Origin of the sequence: Variovorax sp. SRS16 (genome assembly GCF_901827165.1) — a bacterium.
Taxonomy (GTDB): Bacteria; Pseudomonadota; Gammaproteobacteria; order Burkholderiales; family Burkholderiaceae_C; genus Variovorax.
The window spans coordinates 348,766-374,288 of record NZ_LR594668.1 but is presented as its reverse complement, the minus strand read 5'-3'; the positions used below and the strand labels follow the sequence as shown (position 1 = coordinate 374,288).

Below are 25,523 nucleotides of genomic sequence, written 5' to 3'. Positions count from 1 at the left end.
ATGTAAGGCATTTGCGCAGTTCGCAAGAGTTGATCTTCCTGCAAGGCAAAGACGTTGCCGGCGGAATATCGAAATAATGCAATAAAAAACATTAGACATGTTGCATTATCATTGTTATCGTTCGTCATCTTGTACTACTACAAAGAGGTTGCAATCATGAAAGTTCAACACTTGCCGGGCGCCGCGCCGAGACTCATCCTTGCAACCTTTGCTCTGGCCTTCGCGGCAAGGGCGCTGGCGGCGGACGTCGTCATCGCGCTGTCCGCACCGACCACCGGCACCGATGCGCCATTGGCGGACCCGGTGGTCAAGGGCTACAAGCTGGCCATCAAGATGGCGAACAAAGAGGGTGGTCTGCCCGGGAAAATCCTGGAAAGCGTCCAGGACGACCAGGACAAGCCCGAGGTCGGTGCGACCGTGGCGCGCAAGCTGTGCGGCATCGATAACGTGGTCGGCGTCGTCGGGAATTTCGCAAGTTCGATCAACCTGGCCTCCGGCCCCGTCTACGAGGACTGCCATCTGCCCCGCGTGAGCGCGACCGCATCGAACAACACGCTCACCGCCAAAGGCTGGAAGTACTTCTTCCGGATTTGCTCGAAGAACTCAGACCAGATCGGCCAGGGCATGCAATGGGTCGCTGCCAACTGGCCAGACGTGAAGTCGGTGGCCATCATCACGGGCAACGATGCAAGCGGCAGGGAAGTCACGGCGCAGGTGGCGCAAATCTGGAAGGATCGTGGCGTCAGGGTCGTCAGCCAGGTCCAGGCGACGCCGGGGACGAGCGACTTCCGCGGCATCATCACCTCGATGCTCGCAGAGAAGCCTGACTTCATCTTCACTGGGATGTTCGACACCGATACCGGACTCTTCGTCAAGCAGGCGCGCGAACTCGGCTACAAGGGCCGCTTCTTCGGCACCGACGCGATCGCCTCGGCCAACTTCATCAGCGTAGGCGGCACACAGGGTACCGATGGCGTCCACATGACCAACCTCGGCTTTGATCCGACGAAGGTCGCCTCGGCAGCAGCTTTCGTTGCCGCCTACCAGGCCGAGTACAAGGAGGCTCCGCCCTCCTATGCGGCCAATGCCTACGATGCGACGATGGTGCTGGTGCAGGCCTGGAAGAACGCCGGCGGCGGCGTCGACCGCAAGGCGGTGCGCGATGCGCTCGCCGCGAAGTCTTTCAGCACGTTGTTCGGACCGTTGGCCTTCAGCCCGGTGGGCGATCTTGCAGCTCCACGTATCGGGATCTACAAGGTGGCTGGCGGCAAGATCGAGTTCGCCGCACAGTCCGAATCATCGAAGTAACGAAGGGTCGCTGCCCACGGCGAAGCGCGGCGTTATTGTCTCCGTCACCACATACCGAATGGCAACTCTTCTTCAACAACTCCTCAATGGCATCACGCTCGGCTCCGTCTATGCGTTGCTGGCGTTGAGCATCACGATGATTTTCGGCGTCCTGGGCGTGATGGCCTTTGCACAGGGTGCGGTCTACATGCTCAGTGCGTACGTCGGCCTGTTCGTCGTGACGCAGATGCACGGCTACAGCATCCTGTTGACGCTGCCGCTTGCGTTGGTGTGTGCCGCTGCGGTGGGCGCGTGCGTCAATGTGCTGATCGATCAGCTGACCTATCGGCCACTGCGCAATGCCGGGCGACTGTCGTCGTTGATCTCGGGCATTGGCGTCTACTTTTTCATTGAGAACGCCATCGGCCTCCTTGTGGGGCGCAAGGTGTTCGCGTTCCCTGCCGTGCTCCCCGCCGCCCAGTACCAATTGGGCGAGATTCGCGTCACCGCCGCGCAGCTGACGGTGCTTGGCACCACCGCGGCTGCCGTCGCCGCGCTCTGGTACCTGGTGCGGCGAACGGAGGTCGGGTTGATCATCCGCGGGGTTTCCGAGCGTGCCGAGACGGCCGTGCTGATGAGCATCAACCCGGAGCGAATCATCCTGCTGACCTTCGCGGTTGCCGGTGCATTGTCCGGCGTAGCGGGCGTTCTGATTGGCGCGTTCATCGGTGTGGTCGCGCCATCGATGGGTTTCCTGATCGGCATGAAGGCTTTCGCGGCAGCAGTCGTCGCGGGCATCGGAAATATCCCGGGCGCGCTGATCGGCGGCCTTCTCGTCGGCATCATCGAGACGCTGTCTTCTGGCTACATCTCGGCCGCCTGGAGCGATGCCATCGTTTTCCTCATGCTGGTGCTCGTGCTGGTCATCCGCCCCGATGGCCTCATCGGGGCACAGGCTCCGCAGCGCGCCTGATACGTTCAAACCAACCAGTCACAGCGCGACGCCTCATGTCTCAACCCCACATCGCCATACGGCATCCAGTCGCCGCCGAAAGTTCCAAGCTCATGAGTGAGACTTTTATAAAGGTGGGGGCGGCGCCAGTGCAAGCCGCCGCACCGAAGGGTCTGTATGCCGCGTTGGCGATTGCGGTGGTGGCCATCCTCGTGTTGCCGCTGTTCGTGCGCAACCAGTATGTATTCGACGTGCTGAGCCACGCGGGGATCTTCATCCTCTTTGCTTGTGGGCTCAACATCGTCGTCGGTCTGGCCGGGTTGCTCGACCTGGGCTACATCGCGTTCGCGGCCATTGGGGCGTATTGCGCCGCGTTCCTCGCGAGTCCGCACTTCGGCATCCACCTGCCGTTCCTCGCCGTAATCGTGGTCGCCGGCGTGACCGCGGCGGTGTTTGCGGTCGCCCTGGGCTTTCCCACGCTGCGCCTGCGCGGCGACTACCTGTCGATCGTGACGCTGGGCTTCGGCGAGATCGTGCGGATCGCGCTGCTCAACGGCGACTGGATCACCGGTGGCTCTGACGGCATCCAGTCGATCGACCGGCCCAACATCTTCGGCTACCAGTTCACGTTCAAGCTCGAGTCGTATTTCGTGCTTATCGGGCTCTTCTGCGTTCTCGGTATCGGCATCGGCGAGTTCCTGCGGCGCGGCCGCCTGGGCGTGATCTGGCAGGCGCTGCGCGACGATGAACTGGCTGCGCGTTCGGCCGGCGTCAATCCGCTCAAATACTTCTTGACCGCGTTCGCCATCGGTGCCGTCTATGCCGGCGTGGCCGGGGCGTTGTGGGCCATGAAGCAGATCTCGATCTCGCCGGACTCCTTCACCGTCGACCAGTCGATCCTCGTGCTGGCCATCGTGGTCCTGGGTGGGTTAAGCGGCAGATTCCTCCCCGTGGCGATCAGCGCGCTCTTCGTGATCACGATGCCGGAGGCGCTGCGCGATTTCGAGTCCTACCGCATGGTCATCTTCGGGCCGATCCTCGTGCTGGCGATCATCCTTCGCAGCCGCTGGGACGGGGGCTCGCTGACCGGTGCACGCAAGACGCCGATGTGGCAGCGCATGCGCCAGCTGGGCCGCCGCAGACTTCAGGACCAGGACGCGCCATGACGGTACTTTCGGTCAGCGACATCTCGCTGCGTTTCGGCGGGCTTCCCGCGGTCAACGGCGTGTCCTTTTCGGTCATGCAAAGCTCGGTGGTCGGACTCATCGGCCCCAACGGCGCGGGCAAGACCAGCGTGCTCAACCTGGTCTCGGGCTTCTACCGGCCGGGCGCAGGCAAGATCGTGCTCGGCGACCTGGAGATCACCGGCCAGCCGGCGCACCGGATTGCGCAGCACGGCATCCGCAGGACGTTCCAGAACATCAAGCTGTTTCGCCACCTCACGGTGTTCGAGAACGTCCTGACGGGATGCGTGGCCCACGGGGCCGTGCCGATGAGCGAGGCACGGCGGCGTGCGGCCGAGGTTCTGGAGCGCATGGGGCTTGCCGCGCAGCACCGAGACTTGCCCGGGCAGCTGCCGTATGCATCGCAGCGGCGTGTGGAGATCGCGCGAGCGCTGGTCGGCAAGCCGCGCCTGTTGCTGCTCGACGAGCCCGCGGCCGGCATGCACGCGAAAGAGCGGCACGACCTGGTGCGACTCATCAAGTCGCTGGTAGGAGGCGGCCTCGCGATCCTGGTGATCGAGCACGATATCGCGCTGATCTCCGAGGCCTGCGACCATGTGATCGCCATGAACCTCGGGCAAATCATTGCGCAGGGTTCCATGGACGAAGTGCGGGCCAACGAGGCCGTCAAGACAGCTTATCTCGGGAGACGTCACTGATGTCGTTGCTGGACGTGAAGAACCTTAGAGTGAGCTACGGAGCGATACCTGCGCTGGCTGGCGTAGACATCCGCATCGAGGCTGGCGAGGCGGTGGCCGTGCTCGGTGCCAACGGCGCGGGCAAGAGCACTCTGCTCAGGGCCTTGTCGCACCTGGTGCGCCGACAAAGCGACGGGATCGTCTTCGACGGTACCGATTTGTCGAAGCTGTCGCCGCACGAGATCGCCCGGCGCGGCCTGCTGCATGTGCCCGAGGGGCGGCAGGTGTTCCAACGGCTTAGTGTCTCGGAGAATCTGCGGCTGGGCGCGCTACCGGCCAGCGGTTCATCGCGCGGGCGAGCAAGTGTCGACCAGATGTTCGAGCTCTTTCCGCGCCTAGCCGAGCGGCGCGACCAGTTGGCGGGCACGATGAGCGGAGGCGAACAGCAAATGCTCGCGATCGGCCGTGCACTCATGGGGCGGCCGCGGCTGCTGATCCTGGACGAACCGTCGATGGGCCTTTCGCCCGTGATGGTCGATGTGATCTATGACGCCCTGGAAAGGATCCGTCATCGCACCAGCCTGCTTGTGGTCGAGCAGAACATGCACGTGGCGATGGCGCTAACCGCGCGGGCTTATGTGCTGAAGACCGGCAACATCGCCTACGCAGGCCCCGTGAGTGGCCTCTCCGAAGATCTGATCCAGGCCGCCTACCTCGGCGGCACGGAGTGAGGGATCAGATGAAGTAGGCGGACGAGTCGGCGCCGGAGCCGAAGACAGAAGCGAGCGCGAGGCACAGGCGCTTGACACCTTCGATGATCTGGTCATTCGTCAGGCCGCCGAAGCTCACGCGGATGCCTTTCGAAGCACCATCGTGTTCTGCAAAGAAGGCCGAGCCGAGCGCAAACGCCACGCTGTGCCGGATGGCCGCGAAGTAAAGGTCCTCATTGCTGACGGACTCGGGCAGCGACACCCAGAAGCTCAGGCCGCCCGTGACCATACGGGTCTCGCACCCCGCCGGCAATTGGTTCTCGAGTTCGGCGAAGAGCAAGCGGGCGCGCGCCTGCAACGACTTGAGTTCGGGCATGGCCTGGCTGTCGAACATGCGCTCGCGCAGGAACAACTCGGCGGCGTTCTGCAAAACCAGCGGGCCGTGCATGTCCGACGACCGCTTGAGCTGCAGCGCCTGGGGCAGACGGGCGGCCGGCGGAATCAGGAAGCCGAGACGGATGCCAGGCAGGTAGATCTTGCCCAGACTGCGCAGGTAAAACACCTCCACGCTGCCTTGCGAAAGGGCCAGGTAGCTCTTGACGCGGTCCCGACCGAAGTGGAGCTCCGGGCAGTAATCGTCTTCGATGATGACGCAGCCGAAGGCGCGCGCCACCTCCAGGATCTCGAGGCGGCGGGCCTCGGAGGTGGTGATGCCGGTTGGGTTGTGGACGGTGGGAATCGTGTAGAAAGCCTTCGGTGCGTGGCGCTCGCAGACACTGCGCAAGTCTGCTGCGGAGATGCCGTCGCTTGAAATCGGAATCTCGACGATCTCAGCGCCGAGCGCGCGAAAGACATCGAGCGCGCCGAAGTAGCAGGGCGATTCCACCACCACGACGTCGCCTGGGCGAAGCAGCAGACGGGCAGAAAGGTCGAGGGCCTGCTGCGCACCTGAGGTCAGCACGATCTGGTCGGCCTGGACCGCGACATCGGCGCGTCGCACCACCTGCGCCAGCAGATCGCGCAGTTCGAACTTGCCCGCCGGCGGGCCATAGGCGAACATGCTGGTGCCATAGGCCGAGAGGGCCTTGTCGAGGCAAATCCGGAATGCGTCGAGGTCGGCGGCGGGGAACTGCGGGTAGGCATCGGTGAGCGCGATGACACCGGGGGCGTTCGCCAGTTCTGCCATGCGTGAGGGGTAGCGATCCACCACTTCGGGTGCGCGGGCGGCGCGTGTCGGCGCGATCGGGGCGCTGCCTGGGCGCTGCTCGAGAACCCGCGTGCCATTGCCGCTCTGGCCGCGCACAATGCCTCGGTTCGATAGCTGCCGGTAGGCCTTGGACACCGTCATCTGGTTGATGCCGAGTTCGGCGGCCACGGCGCGGATGGACGGCAGTGCATCTCCGGGGCGCAGGCGACCTTCCTGCACGGCAGCTTCGATGCCGTCCACCAGTTGGCGGTACACGGGCAAGGAAGATCCCCGCGTGACCCGTAGATTCAGCTTCTGCTCCGATACGTCTCCTGCCTGCATGCGTCGATTCCTGCTTGGGTGGATGTCGAGCCACCCTATTGCATGCCAGACATCATTCCTAACTTGCATTATATCCTCCTGCAAGGATCGATGCAAGAAAGTGCGCGTTCCGCGCCTCTGTCGGTAAGCCGAGTTGGCGAGAGCACTTGACCCGCTGGATATAATGCATGATGATCCAAGATCCTTAATGGATTAATGCAATCACAAGCGTCCGGCCGACCCCGGCCGGGCCCACATGGAGTTCTCGAGATGAACGCGCTCGCATCGCCCAAGATTTTTCCGGACACCTACGCAACACTGAAGCGTTCGTCGTCCCACACCGCCGCCTACGAACGCGCGGCGCGCCTCCTGCCTGGCGGCACAACCAATTCGCTGATGCAGCCAGCCGGCCTCGAGTTCGTGATCGAGCGCGGCGAGGGCGCCTACGTCATCGACATGGACGGTCACCGGCGCCTCGACTTCATGCTCGGTGCGGGCCCGCTGGTGCTGGGGCACGCACATCCGCGCATCGTCGAGACGATCGCGCAGCAGGCCGCCAGAGGCACGCACTACTTCGGGCTGGCCCAGCGGGCGGTCGAGCTGGCCGAGCGCATCGCACGCCACGTGCCTTCGGCGGAGATGGTCCGCTTCGCGGGCAGCGGCACCGAAGCGACGATGCATGCCATTCGGCTGGCGCGTGCAGTGACCGGGCGCGAAGGCTTTGTCAAGTTCGACGGGGCATGGCATGGGCACAGCGACCTTGCCGCATGGTCGATGGAATCCTCGCCCACGCAGATTCCCACGCCCTATGCAGAGAGTGCCGGCATCCAGCGGGGCGTGAGCGACGATCTCGTGGTGCTTCGCTACAACGACGCGGCCGCCGTGCGCGAACTGCTGCGCGCGCATCCCCAGCGCTTTGCGGCCATCATCTGCGAGCCGGCGCAACGTGCGCTGTCGCCCCAGCCCGGCTTCCTGGAAACACTGCGCGAAGAGTGCACCAAGGCGGGCGTGGTTCTGATCTTCGACGAGGTGGTCACCGGATTCCGTATCGCCCCCGGCGGTGCGCAGGAGAAGTACGGCGTGGTGCCAGACCTCACGACCCTGGGCAAGGCGCTTTCCGGCGGGCTGCCGCTGGCGGCGCTGGTGGGCAAGCGCTGGTTGATGGAGCACCTCACGCCGGGCAGCGACCCGTCGATGTTCAGCTTCCACTGCGGCACCTTCAATGGCTCGCCGCTCGCCATTGAATGTGCCCACACCACGATGGACATCATGATCGACGAAGGCGGCATCGAGACACTGGGCAAGCTGGGCGACCTGGCGCGGGAAAAGGTGGGCGCCGTCTTCAAGGACCTCGGGCTCACCGCGCAGATCACGGGCGTGGGGCCGATGTTCCACTACTACTTCACCGAAGAGGAGGTGATCGACCAGACCGTGGCGCGTCGCTCCAACATCGCGCTCGGCAACGCGATCCACCGCCACATGTATGCCGCAGGCATCTACCGGCAAGCGGCCAAGACCTACCTGTGTCTGGTGCACACGCCGGACCACCTCGACGAGTACTGCAGCGTGCTGCGCTGGGCTGCGGCGACCAGCCTGCGTTGAGAAAGTTGCCGCCATGCAAAAGGAAGTTGCGCACGACCTCGATCTCGTTATTGCCCACGGCGACCTGGTCGACGGCAAGGGACCACTGCAGCACGATGTCGATGTGGCGGTTCGCGGCGACCGCATCGTCGCCATCGCACCGGGCGGAAGCCTCGAAGCGCCGGTGATCGTCGAGGCGGCTGGCCGCGTCGTCTGCCCGGGCTTCATCGACGTTCACTCCCACGCCGACTACACCATCCTCCTGGACGGCAGGGGCCAGAGCGCGCTGATGCAGGGCGTCACAAGTATCGTCACCGGCAACTGCGGACACGGCATCGCACCCGTGACGGCGCAGTCGCGCAAGCTCGTGTCCATGAACATTGCCGGCTGGCGCCGCGAAAGCGCGCTGCCCATCACCTGGAGCAGCTTCGGCGAATACTTGAGCCTGTTGCGGGATCGCGGTGTGGGGCCGAACGTGTTTCCGCTGGTCGCCCACGGCACGATCCGGCTCGGAATCTCGGGCTTCCGGGACCGCCAGTTGTCCGATGCGGAAGTCACCGCCGCCCGCCAGGCGCTGCACGATGCACTGGCCGCCGGCGCAGTGGGCATGTCGACGGGGCTCGAATACGCGCCCGGCATCTCGGCGACCACCGATGAGCTGACGCGAATCGCCGAGGCGGCAGCCGATTTCAACGTGGTGTACGCCACGCATTGCCGCAACCGCAGCGACCGAATGGCCGAGGCCGCGCAGGAGGCGGTGGACGTCGCGAGAGCCGGTCGCATGCGCCTGCAGATGTCGCACTACGTGCGGCGACCCTACGCGTCGGACGACATGGTCGGGCGGGCCTGGGCGCACCTGGATCAAGCAAGCCGCGATGGCATGACGGTTCGCGCGGATGTTTTTCCCTTCGACTACGGACCGACGCCGCTGTCGGCTTTGATTCCGCCATCGATGTTCGCAGACACGCGCGAGGAAATGGCGCGCCGCTTGCGCGATCCGGCGTTCAAGCGGCGCATCGTCGAAGGCATGGGCGGCATGTTCAAGGCGGCCATTGACAACGACATGGTGGACTCGATGTTTGTCGCCTCCGACGGTGCGGACGGCAGCCTCACCGGCCTGTCGCTCGCGGATCTGGCGAAGAAGACCGGACTGCCAGTGACCGAAGCGGCAGTCTGGCTGCTCGAGAACGCAGGGGACAACTTTCCCTGCGTCTACATCGTCGAGAACTGGGTGCGCTGGGAGGATCTCGTGGGTGCCCTGGAGGATCCGCAGTTCTTCATCATGGGCGACGGCGCCACCAGCGCGCTCGATGGCCCGGCGTCCTCGTTCGCCATGGCGCTGGCCGACTGGGGCTATGCGCCGCGCTATCTGTCGCGCTTCGTGCGCGACATGAAGCTGGTCTCGATCGAACAGGCCATCGGGCGCATGTGCTCGGGTCCGGCGCTGCAATTCGGACTGACGGATCGTGGAACGGTAGAGCCAGGCAAGGCGGCCGATCTGGTGGTGTTCGACGCTCGCACGATCGGCTCGGCCGTGGCGCCGCATGCACTGCGTCAACTGCCGACCGGCATCTCGCACGTGCTCGTCAATGGACAGTTCGTCGTGCGCGACGGAGCACCTTCGGGTGCGCTGCCCGGCCATGTCGGCGTGAGGCACTGAATGTCCGACAAGCCGCTGCTCGAAGGCCTGGAAGCGGCCTGGTCGCAGCGTTGGGAAGCCCTCGGAACCTACCGCTTCGACCGATGCCAACCGCGGGAAAGCGTGTTCTCCATCGACACACCGCCGCCGACGGTGTCAGGCTCGCTGCACATGGGGCATGTGTTCAGCTACACCCACACCGACATCGTCGCGCGCTACCAGCGCATGCGCGGCAAGACGGTCTTCTATCCGATGGGCTGGGACGACAACGGGCTGCCGACCGAGCGGCGCGTCGAGAATTTCTACGGCGTGGTCTGCGACCCCGACGTGAGCTACGCACCCGAGGGGGTGTCGCTGCCGCAGCATGTGCCCGCGCAACGCGGCCAGTACCAGCGCGTGAGCCGGCGCAACTTCATCGAGCTGTGCCATCGCCTGACCGAGGTCGACGAGAAGGCGTTTCGTGGCCTGTTCGTAGCGCTCGGCATTTCGGTCGACTGGCGCCTGGGCTATGCGACCATCGACGAACGCTCCCAGCGTGCGAGCCAGCGGGCCTTCCTTCGCAATTTCCGGCGCGGCGAACTGTACAGCCAGCTGGCACCATGCCTCTGGGACGTCACGTTCCAGACCGCCATCGCACAGGCCGAACTCGAGGACCGCGAGGCCAGCGCCGCCTTCCATGACCTGCGCTTTGTCGATAGGGAGGGTCAAGCGGTGGCAATCGCCACGACGCGTCCCGAATTGCTCCCTGCCTGCGTCGCGCTGGTCGCTCACCCCTCTGACGAGCGCTACCGCGCCTTGGTCGGATCGATGGTGCGCACGCCGCTGTTCGGCGTCGATGTACCGGTGTTGACCCATACCCTGGCAGACCCGGCGAAGGGCACCGGCATCGCGATGGTCTGCACTTTCGGCGACCTCACGGACGTGACCTGGTGGCGTGAGCTCGATCTTCCGGCGCGGCCGGTGGTCGGGCGAGACGGGCGGCTCTCGAAGGAGACGCCCGCATGGATCACCGCGCCAGAGGGCGTTCACGCCTACGAGTCCGTCGCAGGTCAGTCGGTCAACGAAGCCCGTAGGTCGATCGCCGTCATGCTGGCGCAGAGCGGCGAACTCGTGGGCGAGCCCAAGCCAATCCGGCATGCGGTGAAGTTCTACGAGAAGGGCGACCGGCCACTCGAGATTGTCGCCACCCGGCAGTGGTATCTGCGCAATGGTGGCCGCGATCCGGCACTGCGCGTGGCTCTGCTAACGCGCGGACAGGAGTTCGCCTGGCACCCCGAGCACATGCGCAGCCGCTACGACAGCTGGGTGGGCGGACTCAACGGCGACTGGCTCATCAGCCGGCAACGCATCTTCGGGGTGCCCATTCCGGTTTGGTATCCGCTCGACGCCGAGGTCAAGCCCGACTACACCGCGCCGATCGTGCCCGACGAGCACGCCTTGCCGATCGACCCGCAGTCCCACGTCCCGGCAGGCTACACCGCCGATCAGCGCGGGCGACCAGGCGGCTTCATCGGCGAGCGCGACATCATGGACACCTGGGCAACGAGTTCGCTCACACCGCAGATCGCCGGAGGCTGGGCAGAAGACGACGATCTCTTCGCCAGGGTCTTCCCATTCGACGTGCGCCCGCAGGGGCACGACATCATCCGCACCTGGCTTTTTTCCACGGCGGTGCGCAGCCATTTCGAGCATGGGTGCGCGCCTTGGAAGAACGCGTTGCTTTCCGGATGGATCCTGGACCCCGACCGCAAGAAGATGTCCAAATCCAAGGGCAACGTCGTGACGCCCCAGGCGCTGCTCGACCAATACGGCTCCGACGGCGTCCGCTATTGGGCCGCGTCGGGGCGGCCCGGAACCGACACGGCCTTCGAAGAGCAGCAGATGAAGATCGGCCGCCGGCTCGCGACCAAGCTGCTGAATGTGTCGAAATTCGCGATCTCGTTCCAGGGCGACCCGCATGCCGCCCGCGTCACCGAAGCGCTCGATGGCGCGATGCTGAAGCGCCTGGGCGGCGTGGTGCAGGACGCCACCGCGTCGCTCGAGGCCTTCCACTACACCCGGGCCATCGAGCGCACCGAGTCGTTCTTCTGGTGGTACTGCAACGACTACGTCGAACTGGTGAAGAACCGCGCCTATGACGCGGGCGCCGGTGCCGAGTCGGCACGCCACGCGCTGGCGATCTCGTTGTCGGTGTTGTTGCGCCTGCTCGCGCCTTTCCTGCCCTTCGTGACCGAGGAAAGCTGGTCCTGGTGGATGCAAGGCTCCGTGCACCGCGCACCGTGGCCCGACAGCAAGGCGTTGCTGGCCGTGGCTGGCAGCGCGACCATCGATGCAGGCTTGACGGACGTGGCCTCCGACGTTCTGCGCGAGATCCGCCGCGCCAAATCCGATGCGAAGCTGTCGATCAAGACCGAGGTCGACACCGTGATCGTGAAGGACTCGGCAGCTCGGCTCGATTTGCTGCGGGCCATCGACGGCGACCTGCGTGCGGCAGGGCAAGTGAAGCGATTCGACCTGGTGCCCTCCGACTTCTTCGACGTCGTGATCGCGCTGTCCTGAGTGCCACCTCCTTTTGTTTTCACTTCATTGCCAATGCCTTCCCTGCACACCGCCCCATTCGTTTCCTCCGACGAAATTCGTCAGGTGTTCTCGACCGCGCTGTCGAGAATGTACAAGCGCGAGGTACCGCAGTACGGCGTGTTGATGGAACTGGTCGCGGACGTGAATGCCACGGCGCTGCGTGACGCGCCCGAGCTGCGAACGCGGCTGGCCTTGTCCCAGGAGAGCGCCCGCGTCGACGACGAGCGGCACGGCGCGATCCGGCTCGGCACCGCTCGGGAGCTGGCCACCGTCGCCCGCATGTTCGCGGTCCTCGGCATGCAGCCGGTGGGCTACTACGACCTGTCGGCGGCCGGCGTGCCGGTGCATGCCACGGCATTTCGGCCTGTGTCCGATGCGGCGTTGTCGCACAACCCTTTCCGTGTCTTCACCTCGCTGCTGCGGCTCGACCTGATAGCCGACTGGGCATTGCGCGACGAGGCCGCCCAGATCCTGGCGCGCCGCCAGATCTTTTCGCCGGGTGCGCTGGCCTTGCTCGAAATCTTCGAAGCGCAGCACGGCCTGACCCAGCCGCAGGCATCCGAGTTCGTGGAGGCCCTGATCGAGACTTTCCGTTGGCACGAACGCGCGACAGTCGACGCGTCGACCTACGCCCGGCTCCTTGCGGCGCACCGCCTGATCGCGGACGTGGTGTGCTTCAAGGGTCCGCACATCAACCACCTCACGCCCCGCACGTTCGACATCGACGCAGCCCAGGAAGAGATGCTGCGACGCGGCCTGGGTGCGAAGGCCGTCATCGAAGGCCCGCCGGCGCGGCGCTGTCCGATCCTCCTGCGCCAGACCAGCTTCACGGCGCTGCAAGAGAAGGTCACGTTCGACGGCGGCGGCCTGGAGGCCGAGGTGATCGGTGCGCACACCGCTCGCTTCGGCGAGATCGAACAACGCGGCGTCGCACTCACGCGGGCCGGACGCGCACTCTACGACAACTGCCTGGCACAGGCACGCAGCGGCGACCCATCCATCGACCATGCGTCAAGGATGCGCGAAGCCTTCAAGGCCTTTCCGGATGACTTGGACGCGCTGCGCCTCCGAGGGCTGGCGTTCTTCCGATACACGGTCGCCGCCCCCCCGGTATCGGACGCGGAAGTCTCGGACTTGGCGTTGGACGATCTGATCGCCTCGGGCATCGTCCACGCCGAACCGTTGACCTACGAAGACTTCTTGCCCGTGAGCGCGGCGGGCATCTTCCAGTCCAACCTTGACGGCGCGAAAGCCGATGCCTACGCGGTGTCCGATGCACGCGAAAGTTTCGAGCAAGCGCTCGGCCGCGCAGTCCTCGACGAGACGGAGCTCTACCAAGACGCCGAACAGCGATCGATCGAGCGTGTGCGCCGTGCGCTAGGTAGGCGCGCGCCATGAACGGCGGCGCCGTCGCCCGAGCAGATGCCGTGACGCCGATCCCATTCGCCTCGTCGTATGCCGAGCCGGCTGGCTCACCAATCCGCGAACTGTTCCGGTACCTCGGCCGACCGGGGATGATCTCGCTGGCCGGCGGATACCCATCGCCGAGTCTCTTCGATGTCGAAGGACTGCAGCAGGCCAGCGCGCGCGCCATGGCCGATTCGATGAATGCGCTCCAGTACGGAGCGACGGAGGGCGACCTCGCATTGCGCACGGAGCTTCAACGTCTGAGTGCCACGCGCGCCATCGATTGCCAGCTGGCGAACCTGTTGGTCACGACAGGCTCTCAGCAGGGCTTCGACTTGCTCGTTCGGGTCCTGATCGAGCCCGGCGATGTCGTGCTCGTCGAAACTCCAACCTATCCGGCCACGATCCAGGCCCTGCGCCTGGCCCAAGCAAGGATCGTTCAGGTGCCGGTCGACGACGATGGACTGATGGTGCACAAGCTTGAGGCCGCGCTGGCTGCTATGCCGGTCTCGCAGCGCCCGAAGCTGCTCTACACGGTTCCTAGTTTCTCGAACCCCTGCGGCACCCTGCTAAGCACCAACCGGCGCAGAAAGCTGGTGGAACTGGCGCTGCGGTATCGCTTTCTCGTCGTGGAAGACGACCCTTACGGCGAGCTAACCTTCGGTGCGGCTGCGCCCGGCACGGTGTTCATGGCAGGGCATTCGCTTGCGGGCCAGCGCAACCCCGTCATCTATCTGTCGACCCTGTCCAAGACCGTTGCGCCTGCGTTGCGCATCGGCTGGATGATTGCACCGGGCGAAGTGGTGCGACGTTGCGTGATCGCGAAGCAGACCGTGGATCTCTGCACTTCGCCCGTGATGCAAGCAGTGGCAGCCCAGTACCTCGCGAGTGGCCGCTATCCGGCGGCCGTGGCACGCATGCGCTCGGCATATGGTGCGCGCATGCGCGTTATGGTCGATGCACTGCACGAGCGTCTTGTCGATCAAGTGGAGTTCGTCGAGCCGGCAGGCGGCATGTTCGTGTGGTTGCGCACGAAGGCCAATCTCGATCCGACCCGGCTGTTCGACGCCGCCACACAGGCAGGCGTGCTCTTTGTGCCGGGGCGCGCGTTCTATGCTTCTGATCCGGATCACTTTACGCTGCGTCTGTCCTATGCGGCCAGCAATCGTGCCCAGATCCTCGAGGCGATCGCGCGGCTAGCGAAGGCCTTCTCTGAATCGTTGGCGGGAGCGAAATAACCCTGAGTCATCGTATGCCCTGCTGTCGCCAACGTTCGTCCGATGCGGGTCTGGACAACGGACCAATACAGGCGCTGGCGGCAAACTGCGCACAAAGACATAGGGTTGAGCGAGCTTGCAGGATAGCAGCGGGCGCGGAGACGCGCAGTGAGCGCGGAAGAGGCCCAACGGGCGGTCGCAAGTGTAGAGAGTCATGGCCCCGACGCAATCGGGCTGGACCATCGACAAGAGCAAGGAGAACGAATGTCAGAGCACCGTTTCAACGTCTTTGGTCGGATCATTGCCATCAGCCGCCAGCAGGGTACATGGATCGCGTTCGATCTCGGCTCCGAAGGAAAGAGGCGGCCCGCTGATTTCGTGGTGCCAGACTTTCTCGCCGAAGACGAGCTTTGTCAGTACCTTGAAGATTTATTCCACGAGACGGCAATGCCCTGGAATGGGTCGGTTTTTCGAATCAGTCCATCGTAGGTCTAAATCGCCGAGAAGCACGCCGCAGTTCAGCTGCGGACAGTCGGCGCAGATCAAGCCCGGTACCAACAGTGCGAGGAGGGGGGCCCCGCCGAAACTGCGGCGCCTAAGGAAAAAGTGTGACGTTCTTTTTTGGGGCCTGAGGATGTGCTGCCTGTCAACGCCGAGCAAGCCTTGTTATGTTGATTTCATTCTCTCCCCGCCCTGAAAGGCCGCCCGCGCAGGGCAGAAGAGGGCACCACCGCATCGCGACAAACTGACATGGCCTGGCCGAGCCGGCACCACCGCCGTCTCGCCGCTCGCAGGAGGTCCTCCATGCCATTCCTCGCGCCCTCGTTCGCACGGTTGCCGCCCCTGGCCTATCTACTCGCGGACCAAACCGAGCCGCGCAAGAAGATCTCCCGGCACTTGGGCGTGAGCCTGCGCACCCTGCAGCGCTACCAGGCCAGCGGGAACGCACCCCGTGCCGTCTATCTGGCGCTGTGGTTCGAGAGCCGCTGGGGCATGGCCGCCCTCCACGCGCAGGCTTTGAATGAAGCGCAGCACGCGCGCGCCTGGGTCGGCTCGCTCGAGCGCGAGTGCGAGCGCCTGCGCGGCGTGATCCGCGCCCTCGAAAGCGCTCAGGGGCAGGCTGCGGCCAACTCGGCGGTGTTTGACGCGTTCTAAGCCGGCAGGGCGTTGGGGCAGGAGCTCGGCTGGGAGGTGCGGGTGCAGGCCCCGCTGCCATCGCCGCCACCGTAAGCATGCCCGGCCGTTGCGAGATGACCGGTGGTGCGGGTGCGGCGCATCAGCGTGATGAGCTGCCAATGCAGTATGGGGAAGGGCAGTTGCCCGTGAAATAATGGCGCGCGACAGCCTGCTTCGCAGCGGTTGCGGCCTCTCGCGTGCTTCGAGCGACCAGCTACTATCGGCCGAGGCTGTGTGAAAACGTCATTGAGCGATGTTTTTGGGAGTCTTCGACCCCTTGGCGCCTTCGAGAAAACGCGACCTACGCCGTTCTGAGCGATCGATTGTTTCGACGACGTCGATGCGTTCGCGTTTTCACACAGCCTCGGCCGAGGTTGTGTGGAAACTCCCTCGATGGTCGCCTATATTGAGCCAACCCGTCTGAGCGAGGTGGTGGCCCATGAAGCGATTCATCGAAGGCGAGGACCGACAGCAGGTCACTCTGCTGCCCGAGTGCCTTGACGACTATATCGGCGAAGACAACCCGGTGCGAGTCGTGGACGCGTTCGTCGAGGAACTGAATCTCTACGCACTGGGCTTCGAAGGCGTTGATCCGGCGGCAACGGGTCGGCCTTCTTACCACCCGTCGGTCCTGTTGAAGCTCTACATCTACGGTTACCTCAACCGCATCCAGTCGAGCCGCCGCCTGGAGCGCGAGGCACAGCGCAACGTTGAACTGATGTGGCTCACGGGTCGCTTGGCGCCGGACTTCAAGACCATTGCCGACTTCCGTCACGACAACGGTCCCGGCATCCGCAACGTCTGCAAGCGCTTCGTCGGCCTGTGCCGCGACCTCAAGCTGTTCTCTCATGCCATCGTCGCCATCGACGGCAGCAAGTTCAAGGCGGTCAACAGCCGCGACCGCAACTTCACTGCCGGCAAGATCGACGCGCGCCAGCGGCAGATCGAGCAGAGCATCCAGCGCTATCTCGACGCCCTGGAGACGGCCGACCGCACACAGCCGACGGAGGTCGAAGCCAAGACCGAGCGCTTGCAGGACAAGATCAAGAAACTGCGCGAGCAGATGAAGCGGCTCGACGACACCAAGGAAGAGTTGAAGAAGGAACCCGATGGGCAGCACTCGCTCACCGATCCCGATGCGCGCTCGATGAACTCGCAAGCCAAAGGCTCGGGTCTGGTGGGCTACAACGTCCAGGCGGCCGTCGATGCCAGGCGCCACCTGATCGTGGCGCACGAGGTGACGAACGTCGGCAATGACCGTGCACAACTGAGCAAAATGGCCAAGGCTGCGCGCGAGGCGATGGGCAAGACCAAACTGCAAGCGCTCGCTGATCGTGGGTACTTCAACGGCATGGAGCTCAAGGCCTGCGAGGACGCGAGCATCACGACCTACGTACCCAAGCCGATGACCTCGAACGCCAAGGCCGAGGGGCGCTTCGACAAGAGCGACTTCATCTATATCGCGAAGGACGACGAGTATCAGTGTCCCGCAGGGCAGCGAGCCATCTTCAGGTTCAGCACGATCGAGAAGAGTGGCCTGAAAGCACATCTCTACTGGACCAGTGCCTGCCCCAACTGCCCGCTGAAGGACCGGTGCACGCCCAGCGACTATCGGCGCATCCGGCGATGGGAGCATGAAGCAGTGCTCGAGCGCGTACAGCAACGCCTGGACCGCAAGCCTGTTGCCATGACACTGCGCAGATGCACCGTGGAGCACGTGTTCGGGACACTCAAACACTGGATGGGTTGGACGCACTTCCTCACGAAGAAACTGGAGCACGTGAACACCGAGATGAGTCTGCACGTGCTGGCATACAACCTGAAGCGGGTGATCGCGATCCTGGGTATTGCCAGAACGACGAAGGCGATGAGATTGCTGGGGGCATGAGCCCCTTCGGTGACCTTCGCGACTCGTGCAGCGACTCTGAGGCGTGAGCAACGCCGAGTTTGCGCGACAAGACCACTGGATGACTCCGTGGCGCCAATGACGGGAACAAGCCCGTGTGTTCGGCATACTCGCAAGTCAAAGCTGTTTGCACACAGCCTCGGCCATCAGCTGTCTGCGCGACTTCTCGGTAAGCACGCGGCAAACACATCTTGACGCTGGCCGCAGCACGCGGCGGTGTTCTCGAGTGGGTGATCAGCTCCGCTGCCAGCGATGCGGCAGCAGTTCGTCGATGCGGCTATGCGGCTATGCGGCTATGCGGCTGCGTCGGAAGGCGCAAGAACACGTCCTTCAGATAGGCATCCGGATCGTGCCCATTGAGCTTCGCTGACTGGATCAAGCTCATGACGGCGGCGGCGCGTTGCCCGGCGCGCAGGCTCCCGGCGAACAACCAGTTGCCTCTGCCCACTGCAATCGGCCGGATCTGGTTCTCTACCCAGTTGTTGTCCGCAGGCAAGTTGCCGTCGTCCAGGTAGCGCGTCAGCGCAGCCCAGCGCTTCAGGCTGTAGTTCAGTGTTTTGGCTGTCCCTGAACCTTCCGGGACCTTGAGCCGCTGCGCGATCATCCAGGCATGCAGTGCCTCGGCGATCGGCCGACCCCGCGCTTGGCGGATGCGACGCCGCTCATCTGCGTCCAGGTCCTTCACCTCGCGCTCGATCTCGTAGAGCCGAGTGAAGTACTGGATGCCGGCCTCGGCGATCTGGCTCTTGTTAGCCGTGTGCAGCTCAACGAACTTGCGTCGAGCGTGGGCGAGGCAGCCAGCTTCGACGACGCCCTTGGCCAGCAGGGCCTTGTAGCCCGAGTAGTCATCACAGACCAGCGCGCCGCGCCAGTCGCCCAGGAAGTCCTGCGCGTGCTGGCCAGCCCGGCTGTCGGCGAAGTCGTAGACCACGGCCTTCATGGCTTCGAAGGCGCCTGGGGTGTAGGCCCACAGGTAAGCGCGGTGCGTCTTGCCCGTTCCGGGCTTGAGCACGGCCACGGGCGTCTCGTCAGCGTGCAGAACCCGGTGAGTAAGGATGGCCTCCCTGAGCGCTGCCACGGCAGGTCCAGCACCAGCGCATCGAACTGCGTTCGGCTCAAGCTCAGGGTATGCGCGCTATCAGCCGACCAGATGAACTTGCCCGCGTTAAGTCGTCGGGCGGCCAGCCACACGCCGATGCCGTTATGCACAAGGACCTTCATGCGGTTGGCTCGGCGGTTGGCGAACATGTAGGCGTGATGCGGACGGGCTTCACCGAACACCTTCACCACGCGGCCCAATGCCGCTTCAGTGCCGGCGCGCATGTCCAACGGTTCGACCGCCAGCCAGATGGCCTCGATGCGGATCATCGCAGCAACTCGCTCAGCCACATGCTGCACTCGGTGGCTAGTGGCGCCGGCCAAGTCACCACGATGGTCGTGGAACCTCGTCTGACTTCCATGCGAATGTCGCTCGCTGGCGTGACCGGCGCAGGCAGTTGCACGGGCACGAAGGACGACGACGCAGCCTCAGTGCTGGGCAAAGCCTTGCGAGCGGTGCCTTCCGCCACTCCGCCAGGCGACACCTCCGCGTCACGCACCCAGCGGCGCAGCAGATTTGCATTGATGCCCAGCGCCATCGCCACGGATGCCATGGAGACGCCGGGCTGCGCCGCTGAAGCGACCGCATGGGCCTTGAATTCGTCGCTATGCAACCGGCGGCGTCGCCGGTCGCCCGAAGCCTGAGGAGCGATAGTGTGCACGTGTCCACCAACAGTTGAACTGACCCCCGGAAGTTGGACGAAACCGGGGGATCGAGGTGAAATACACAGATAGGCAGAAGCTGGAGGCCGTGCTGGCCTACATGAAAGGGAACCACGGCCTGAGAGCTACCGCGGCATCACGGGGCGTTGGTTTTGATTCCTTGCGGCTTTGGGTAGCCGCGTATCGAGAACACGGCGAGGCAGGTCTTCAGGAGAGGAAGGAGAAGCAGAAGTACCCTCCACAGTTGAGGCTGGAGATCCTGAAGCGGGTCCACGACGAAGGTCTCTCATATCGCCAGGCGGCCGCGATCTACGGCATCCGGCGGTTTGACTTGATCGCCATATGGCAGCGTGCCTACGCGCAGAGCGGACTTGAAGGGCTAAATCCGATGAGACCAGGGCCACGAAGACGACAGAGCGGCTCCGTCGATGGCGACCCGAGCGAGCCACGCGACGAAGGTACGCGTACCAGAGAGGAGTTGTTGGATGAAGTTCGGCAGCTTCGCATGGAGGTCGCATACCTAAAAAAAGCGAGGGCCTTGGTTCGCAGCAAGCCGACATCACCGTCGAGGAACGGACGCGGATCGTGCTCGAGCTAAGGCCTCTATTCCCCCTGGCCGGGTTGCTGAAGCTCGCCGGCCTGGCGCGAAGCACCTTCTACTATCAGCGAAAATCGTTGACTCGTGAAGACAGGCAACTTGGTTTGCGAGATGCCATTCGCGAGATCTTCGAGCGGCACAGGGGCTGGTATGGCTACCGCCGAGTGACGCAGGCATTGCGTCTCCAAGGCCGCACGGTGAACCACAAAACCGTGCAACGCTTGATGGGCGAGCTGCAGCTACGATCGAAAGTGCGAGCTAAGCGATTCAAGAGATTCTCTGGAACAGGGTCGGTGTTGGCACCTGACCTCCTTCGGCGCGACTTCAGTGCCGCACGGTTGAATCAGAAGTGGGTCACAGACATGACCGAGTTCAAGGTGGGCGCGAAGAAGCTGTACCTGTCTCCGATCATGGATTTGTATAACGGCGAGATCGTTTCCTACGAGAAAAGCGAGTCACCCACGCCCCGCATGTTCCGGACCATGCTGAACACTGCCTTCGCGCGTCTGAAAGCCGATGAGAGCCCAGTCCTTCACTCGGATCAGGGTTGGCAATATCGTATGCCTACCTACCGCGAGCAGCTGGATCGGCGTGCTGTCACACAGAGCATGTCTCGGAAGGGGAACTGCCTGGACAATGCGGCGATGGAGAGCTTCTTCGGCACATTAAAGTCAGAGTTCTTTTACTTGAACAAATTCGAGAGCATAGAGGACCTCAAGCACGGCATTGATGCCTACATCCGCTACTACAACGAGGAGCGAATCAAGCTGAAGCTTGGCATGAGTCCAGTTGCCTTCCGAAGGCAACAAGAGGTCCGATAGATCAGTTCAACAGCCGTCCAACTTCCGGGGGTCAGTTCACAGTCGTAGTGGATACGAGCATCCTTTGCTCCTAAGCCGCATTCAAGATGGGTTTGCCGGACGCATACGAAGCGCAAGGGATAAGCAAGGCGATGCAGCTGCTTGATTTCAAGCGGTGACGCCACAAACCGGGGCCGAATGCATCGCCTTATCTGGCGCGCGGATGCCGACGAAGGGATCCGAGGGCGTCGACCGTTGCCTGCAAGCAGCACATACATTTGCCGATAGCGGCCCATGCGCCCGAGGGAAATGTTGTGCCCTGCGAAGAAAGACGTAGATGCCTCCTTCCACAGACCCAGATCTCGCCAAGAGTATCTTGGAACTCGAGGCGCTGTTCGCGCACAGCCGTCATCTGCGCGCCGTCCATCGCCTTGCTCAGCAGGAAATTGCTGCGGCATTCGCGCGTCAACAACAGGGCCGGGGCGATGGCCCGGCAGAGGACGCGTTCGATGAGCTCGCGTTTTTCATGGCGCGGTCGGAGTGCGCCGATGCGCGCTATCTCCAATTGCTCGGACATATTGCTACGCAGCTCATCAGTCAGGCCGCCGGATAGGCGAGCCCGCCGCCCCACGCCCGCGCCGCCTCGTTCAGCGCTGCCGGCTCGACCCGATGGGTGCCCATCAAATGAAAGACCGCGCGCCCGCCCCACAGAAGATAGTCGGCGACGATGCGCCGGTGGCAGCGCCACCAGACCGCTTCGGAGCACATGATGGCGCAGCGCCGGTCGTGGCTCAGATCGATCAGGCGGGCGAGCCCGCTGCGGAATTCGTCGGACAGTGCATGATCGGCATAGTTGTGGAAGCTCTGGTTGATCCAGAAGCCATTCACTTCTGGAGCGATCGTGCGCGATTTCCTGCGCAAGCCGCCGAGTTCGGCGATTCGCGTGTGAGCGATCTGGCAGCGCGCGAGTTCGGCGGGCAAGGCGTCGAGGTTGTAGCGCGGATTGGTGCGCGAGCGCGGCACGCTGCGGATATCGACGACATGCTCGACCTCACCCACGCGAAGCAGCGCCACGAACTCGTCGATCGTGCGTGTCGAGTGGCCGATGGTGAAGATCGGCGGCTGGGGCGGGGCCGCGACGGGTTCGGTGGATCGATCGCCTGAGGACACGTCTTGCGGTTCCTTTCGAGTGCGTCAGATCGGCATGCGGTAGCCGTAGAACTCATGGTCCTCGTTGTAGCCGCCCTGGCCCGCGCCGAGATCGGCGAAGCCTGCCACGAACTCGATCGCCGCGATCCACTTGACCATCTTGAAGCCCAGCTCGTTCTCGCAGCGCAGCCGCAGCGGCGCTCCGTGAACGACGCTGACCGGCGCCCCGTTCATCTCGTAGGCGAGGATCGTCAATGCGTGGCGCATGTTCTCGATCTTGTGGACGTCGTAGTAGCGTCCGCCGTCGGCGCCATCGGCCAGGGAGTAGAAGACGGCGTAGCGGGCTTCGGGCATCGGCCGCACCAGGTGAAGGATGTCGCGCATCGGCACACCGCCCCATTTGGCGACGCCCGACCAGCCCTGGATGCAGAAGTGCGTGGTGATCTGCTCCTGCTTCGCCATCGCCTTGAGGTCCGCCAGCGAGAGCTCGCATGGAGCATCGACCAGGCCGTCGATCCGCAGCCGATAGCCGGCGAAATTCTCTGCCAGGAGGCCAGCGAATTCCGTCGAGTCCGGCATCGTGCCGTTCGGCCAGAAATAGGGCGAGATGTCTTTCTCGCCGAGTTGGGAGTGGGGATCCCACTTCTCGGCCAATCCCATCAGCCAGCCGATCATGAACTGGCCGACATGCTGCACCTGGCGGGCGAAGCGCAGCGTGAGCGGCGACGCGGCGAGCCAGCAGGCCGCCAGTATCGCCATCGCAAGAAGGAACAGCGGAAAGCCGGTCCACGACGCATCGTTGACGCCGCCGAACATGTGATTGGTATTCTGCCGAAGGCCGGTGACGAACACCATCGCGCCATGCGCGAGGATGAAGCCCACGAACCAGGCGAAGGAGAGGAAATGCACCGAGCGCATCGCCTGCCGGTTGAACAGGCGGCCGACCCCGCCGAGCGCGTTGGAGATCGCCGGGCTTTGCATGAGCCCGGTGGCGATCGAGACCGGTGCCGCGACGAACACGGTGATGAAGTAGCTCAGCTGCTGCAGGCCGTTGTAGCGCGTCCAGCCTTCGTCGACCGGGAAGTTCAGCGAGGCGTACTGGATCGCGGTCGAGAGCGCGGCCGGGAACACATCCCAGGTCAGCGGCACCAGCCTGCGCCACTGGTCGGTGGAAAACAGCAGCGCATAGAAGGCAATGCCGTTGACCAGCCACAGCAGGTTGATCGAGAAATGCCACCAGCGCGCAAGGCCGAGCGTGTGCCGCAAGCCCGGAATGCCCAGCCATCGGGGCAGCGTCACGGAATCGTCCTTGGCGGTCCACAGCCGCCCCTTGGGGACCGGCATCTGGAAACGGAACCAATCGCTGCCCGGCGTGCAGTCGCGTCCCCAGTACAGCCGCGGATGGTCGGCCAGAATCTGCAAGCCCGCCCGCATGATGAACAGCATGAAGAGCATGTTCAGAAAATGCTGGAGCTGGAGCCACCAGGGGAAGCCCGAGTCCACCGACGGCGCGGACTGCGCGATGCCGGGATGGTGCTCGATGAAGGCGGCGACGACCGCCAGCTCGCGCAGGCTTTGCGCCAGCGCGATCAGGCAGAGCAATACCGCGACGCCAATCGGCAAGGCCCACAGCGTGTTGTACCAGCGCCGACCGATCCGGATGCGCGGGGCGATACCCCGTTGAGGCGGCATCCAGTGATCGGTGCGCAGGCGATCATCCGCGTCGCTGAGCGTTGCGCGCAGCGGATCGGGCGAGTTGGGGGGTGCAGAGGCGGACGTTGGACGATCCTGTGTAGTTATCGATCGGCCAACCGGAGCCGGTCAGTCGGAGAGCTTGGTAAGCGCCGAGCCTTTGTGAAAGGCGATGTGGTCCGTCGTCGCGCTCTTGATTTCGTATTGCGGCGCATCCGGGCTCGCGTGGTGCGTATAGCCCTTGACGTCGAAATCGCGCGTATGCACGCGGATGACGGTGCCGCTGACGTGGCCGGCCTCCGAATTCCACTTCACTTTCTCACCGACCCTGAAGTCCGTCACGGTCCTGTTCCTCGAGATTTTGGATGCCGGCCATCCAGCAATGATGCGCCGTCCGGGGTAGCCGTGCAATCGGCTTTGTCTTTGTCGATTTTGAGCAGATGTGTTTCTGCGGCTTTGAGTGCGCCTCCTGGCGATGCTCGCTCGACCAGATGGACCATCTGCGCCGCAGCATGGATGGTCAGATGGTGGGGAGTGCGGCCCGGTCTGGGAGAGATGTTCGTCGCCATCGCGCGCGCGAGGTCCCGTGTTTGATCGGGTGCGTCGGTGAGAAGCGCGGTCACCAGGTTTTCGAGCGCGATCACCCGAATCTGTAGCTGCACCAGTTCCGCATTTGTCAGGCCCACTTCTGTTTGCACTTCGCCGGACGTCGATCTCTCCGGAGCTTGATTGCCAGCAGCGCCGCCCTCGCTCTCCCAGCGCGAGATCGCCCTTCGCAGCAGTTGTGAGCGGTCCGTCTTGTCGCCCCGCAATGCCTGATTGGCCGGATCATTCAATTCCGGCCGGTGCAGCGATACCTTTGTTTGAATCTTCATTGGTTACTTGCCTCATCACTGTTGCTCACGCCGATATCAAGATTCGAAGCAGCATTCGCTACTTGGGAGACTTCGGGCTATGCACTTCAAGTCCGCCGCCCCTCACCGGAATCTTCGACATCTTCAGCCTGATTTCCTCGATAGCATGAGAAGGCTCCAACCCTTTCGGGCACACCTCCGAGCAGTTCATGATCGTGCGACAGCGGAATAGACGATAGGCATCGTTCAGGTTATCCAGCCGCGGCTGTGTTGCCCGGTCCCGGCTGTCGACTATGAACCGGTAAGCTTGTATCAGTCCGGCAGGTCCGACGAACTTGTCGGGGTTCCACCAAAACGACGGACACTGGCTGCTGCAGCAGCCGCACATGATGCACTCGTAGGCACCGTTTAGTTTGTCGCGCTCGGCCGGCGACTGAAGGCGCTCCTTCTCGGGCGGAGTCTCCGCGTTGATGAGGTATGGAGAGATCGAGTGATACTGCTTGAAGAAGTTGGTCATGTCGACCACGAGGTCCCGAATGATCGGAAAGCTAGGCAACGGGCGCAGGACCACCGGTTCCTTCAGGGTCCGCACGGGCGTGATGCAAGCTAAGCCATTTCGACCATTGATGTTCATTGCGTCGGAGCCGCAAACCCCTTCCCGGCAAGATTTTCTCAGCGTCAACGTGTTGTCAAGCCGTTTGAGCCGCAGGATCACATCCAGCAGCATGTGATCCCCCTCGAGGAGATCGATCGAATAGTCCTGCATGTAGGGTTTGTCGTCTAGTTCGGGGTTGTAGCGAGAGATCGAGAGTTTCACGATTGGCTCCATGGCGCCCACAACTGAGC

The 25,523-nt window shown here is 63.7% G+C and carries 22 protein-coding genes and 2 pseudogenes; 15 read left to right on the top strand and 9 right to left on the bottom strand.

Annotated features, from left to right (window positions below; all coding sequences use genetic code 11):
* Positions 1-54: 54 nt before the first annotated feature.
* From E5P2_RS33995 to E5P2_RS33975, 5 genes are all read left to right on the top strand, one after another.
* The gene (locus E5P2_RS33995) at positions 55-1,308 is read left to right on the top strand and encodes a branched-chain amino acid ABC transporter substrate-binding protein (RefSeq protein ID WP_162571469.1); all 1,254 of its coding nucleotides are present in this window, start codon (positions 55-57) and stop codon (positions 1,306-1,308) included.
* 58 nt (positions 1,309-1,366) lie between these two features.
* Positions 1,367-2,260: a branched-chain amino acid ABC transporter permease gene (locus E5P2_RS33990; RefSeq protein ID WP_162571468.1), complete on the top strand. Its 894-nt coding sequence runs from the start codon at positions 1,367-1,369 to the stop codon at positions 2,258-2,260.
* A gap of 128 nt (positions 2,261-2,388) precedes the next feature.
* Positions 2,389-3,405, top strand: a complete 1,017-nt coding sequence (locus E5P2_RS33985) for a branched-chain amino acid ABC transporter permease (protein ID WP_162571467.1) — start codon at positions 2,389-2,391, stop codon at positions 3,403-3,405.
* The gene (locus tag E5P2_RS33980; RefSeq protein ID WP_162571466.1) at positions 3,402-4,121 is read left to right on the top strand and encodes an ABC transporter ATP-binding protein; all 720 of its coding nucleotides are present in this window, start codon (positions 3,402-3,404) and stop codon (positions 4,119-4,121) included. Before E5P2_RS33985 ends, E5P2_RS33980 begins: the two co-directional genes overlap by 4 nt.
* Positions 4,121-4,831 carry an ABC transporter ATP-binding protein gene (locus E5P2_RS33975; RefSeq protein WP_162571465.1) on the top strand — a complete coding sequence of 237 codons (711 nt, stop codon included), beginning with the start codon at positions 4,121-4,123 and terminating at the stop codon, positions 4,829-4,831. Before E5P2_RS33980 ends, E5P2_RS33975 begins: the two co-directional genes overlap by 1 nt.
* 4 nt (positions 4,832-4,835) lie before the next feature.
* On the opposite strand, the gene E5P2_RS33970 is transcribed toward E5P2_RS33975, so the two are convergent.
* The gene (locus E5P2_RS33970) at positions 4,836-6,338 is read right to left on the bottom strand and encodes an aminotransferase-like domain-containing protein (protein ID WP_232081013.1); all 1,503 of its coding nucleotides are present in this window, start codon (positions 6,336-6,338) and stop codon (positions 4,836-4,838) included.
* Between the two features lie 249 nt (positions 6,339-6,587).
* On the opposite strand from E5P2_RS33970, the gene E5P2_RS33965 reads away from it, so the two are divergent.
* The 8 genes from E5P2_RS33965 (at position 6,588) to E5P2_RS33930 (ending at position 17,805) form a co-directional block, all read left to right on the top strand.
* Positions 6,588-7,919 (top strand): aspartate aminotransferase family protein, encoded by a 1,332-nt coding sequence (locus E5P2_RS33965; protein WP_232080988.1) that lies wholly within the window; start codon positions 6,588-6,590, stop codon positions 7,917-7,919.
* Positions 7,920-7,932: 13 nt separating this feature from the next.
* Positions 7,933-9,558, top strand: a complete 1,626-nt coding sequence (locus E5P2_RS33960; protein WP_162571463.1) for an N-acyl-D-amino-acid deacylase family protein — start codon at positions 7,933-7,935, stop codon at positions 9,556-9,558.
* Positions 9,559-12,096 (top strand): valine--tRNA ligase, encoded by a 2,538-nt coding sequence (valS, locus tag E5P2_RS33955; protein ID WP_162571462.1) that lies wholly within the window; start codon positions 9,559-9,561, stop codon positions 12,094-12,096.
* Positions 12,097-12,138: 42 nt separating this feature from the next.
* Complete coding sequence (hglS, locus tag E5P2_RS33950; RefSeq protein WP_443083580.1) at positions 12,139-13,515, top strand: 2-oxoadipate dioxygenase/decarboxylase HglS; 1,377 nt, start codon at positions 12,139-12,141, stop codon at positions 13,513-13,515.
* Positions 13,512-14,762 carry an aminotransferase-like domain-containing protein gene (locus E5P2_RS33945; RefSeq protein WP_162571460.1) on the top strand — a complete coding sequence of 417 codons (1,251 nt, stop codon included), beginning with the start codon at positions 13,512-13,514 and terminating at the stop codon, positions 14,760-14,762. Before hglS ends, E5P2_RS33945 begins: the two co-directional genes overlap by 4 nt.
* Positions 14,763-15,005: 243 nt before the next feature.
* Positions 15,006-15,230: a DUF7661 family protein gene (locus E5P2_RS33940; protein ID WP_162571459.1), complete on the top strand. Its 225-nt coding sequence runs from the start codon at positions 15,006-15,008 to the stop codon at positions 15,228-15,230.
* Between the two features lie 315 nt (positions 15,231-15,545).
* Positions 15,546-15,896 carry a hypothetical protein gene (locus E5P2_RS33935; protein WP_162571458.1) on the top strand — a complete coding sequence of 117 codons (351 nt, stop codon included), beginning with the start codon at positions 15,546-15,548 and terminating at the stop codon, positions 15,894-15,896.
* 460 nt (positions 15,897-16,356) lie between these two features.
* A complete protein-coding gene (locus tag E5P2_RS33930) occupies positions 16,357-17,805 on the top strand; it encodes an IS1182 family transposase (protein WP_162569187.1) in 1,449 nt (482 codons plus the stop codon).
* A 252-nt stretch (positions 17,806-18,057) separates the two neighbouring features.
* Here E5P2_RS33930 and tnpC read toward each other — a convergent pair.
* The 3 genes and pseudogenes from tnpC to E5P2_RS33920 form a co-directional block, all read right to left on the bottom strand.
* Positions 18,058-18,907 (bottom strand): annotated as a pseudogene (gene tnpC / locus E5P2_RS33925) (IS66 family transposase); the annotation flags it as partial.
* A 17-nt stretch (positions 18,908-18,924) separates the two neighbouring features.
* Positions 18,925-19,191: pseudogene (gene tnpB, locus E5P2_RS38015) on the bottom strand (IS66 family insertion sequence element accessory protein TnpB); the annotation flags it as partial.
* Positions 19,188-19,583 (bottom strand): transposase, encoded by a 396-nt coding sequence (locus E5P2_RS33920; RefSeq protein WP_232080987.1) that lies wholly within the window; start codon positions 19,581-19,583, stop codon positions 19,188-19,190. The pseudogene tnpB and the gene E5P2_RS33920, both read right to left, overlap by 4 nt.
* Before the next feature lie 101 nt (positions 19,584-19,684).
* Here E5P2_RS33920 and E5P2_RS33915 point away from each other — a divergent pair.
* Both E5P2_RS33915 and E5P2_RS33910 read left to right on the top strand, forming a co-directional pair.
* Positions 19,685-21,003, top strand: a protein-coding gene (locus tag E5P2_RS33915) for an IS3 family transposase (RefSeq protein WP_162571641.1) whose coding sequence is annotated in 2 segments (ribosomal slippage) — positions 19,685-20,125 and positions 20,128-21,003 — 1,317 coding nt in all. Because the reading frame shifts where the segments join, the coding sequence is not laid out codon by codon here.
* A gap of 355 nt (positions 21,004-21,358) precedes the next feature.
* Positions 21,359-21,595, top strand: a complete 237-nt coding sequence (locus tag E5P2_RS33910; protein ID WP_162571455.1) for a hypothetical protein — start codon at positions 21,359-21,361, stop codon at positions 21,593-21,595.
* Here E5P2_RS33910 and E5P2_RS33905 read toward each other — a convergent pair.
* From E5P2_RS33905 to E5P2_RS33885, 5 genes are all read right to left on the bottom strand, one after another.
* Complete coding sequence (locus E5P2_RS33905; RefSeq protein WP_162571454.1) at positions 21,580-22,152, bottom strand: DUF488 domain-containing protein; 573 nt, start codon at positions 22,150-22,152, stop codon at positions 21,580-21,582. The two genes, E5P2_RS33910 and E5P2_RS33905, sit on opposite strands and share 16 nt — an antisense overlap.
* A gap of 24 nt (positions 22,153-22,176) precedes the next feature.
* Positions 22,177-23,823 carry a molybdopterin-dependent oxidoreductase gene (locus E5P2_RS33900; RefSeq protein WP_232080986.1) on the bottom strand — a complete coding sequence of 549 codons (1,647 nt, stop codon included), beginning with the start codon at positions 23,821-23,823 and terminating at the stop codon, positions 22,177-22,179.
* A 129-nt stretch (positions 23,824-23,952) separates the two neighbouring features.
* Positions 23,953-24,165, bottom strand: a complete 213-nt coding sequence (locus E5P2_RS33895) for a DUF2945 domain-containing protein (RefSeq protein WP_162571453.1) — start codon at positions 24,163-24,165, stop codon at positions 23,953-23,955.
* Positions 24,162-24,698 (bottom strand): hypothetical protein, encoded by a 537-nt coding sequence (locus tag E5P2_RS38445; protein WP_162571452.1) that lies wholly within the window; start codon positions 24,696-24,698, stop codon positions 24,162-24,164. Before E5P2_RS38445 ends, E5P2_RS33895 begins: the two co-directional genes overlap by 4 nt.
* A gap of 58 nt (positions 24,699-24,756) precedes the next feature.
* Complete coding sequence (locus tag E5P2_RS33885; RefSeq protein ID WP_162571451.1) at positions 24,757-25,494, bottom strand: succinate dehydrogenase iron-sulfur subunit; 738 nt, start codon at positions 25,492-25,494, stop codon at positions 24,757-24,759.
* Positions 25,495-25,523 lie beyond the last annotated feature (29 nt).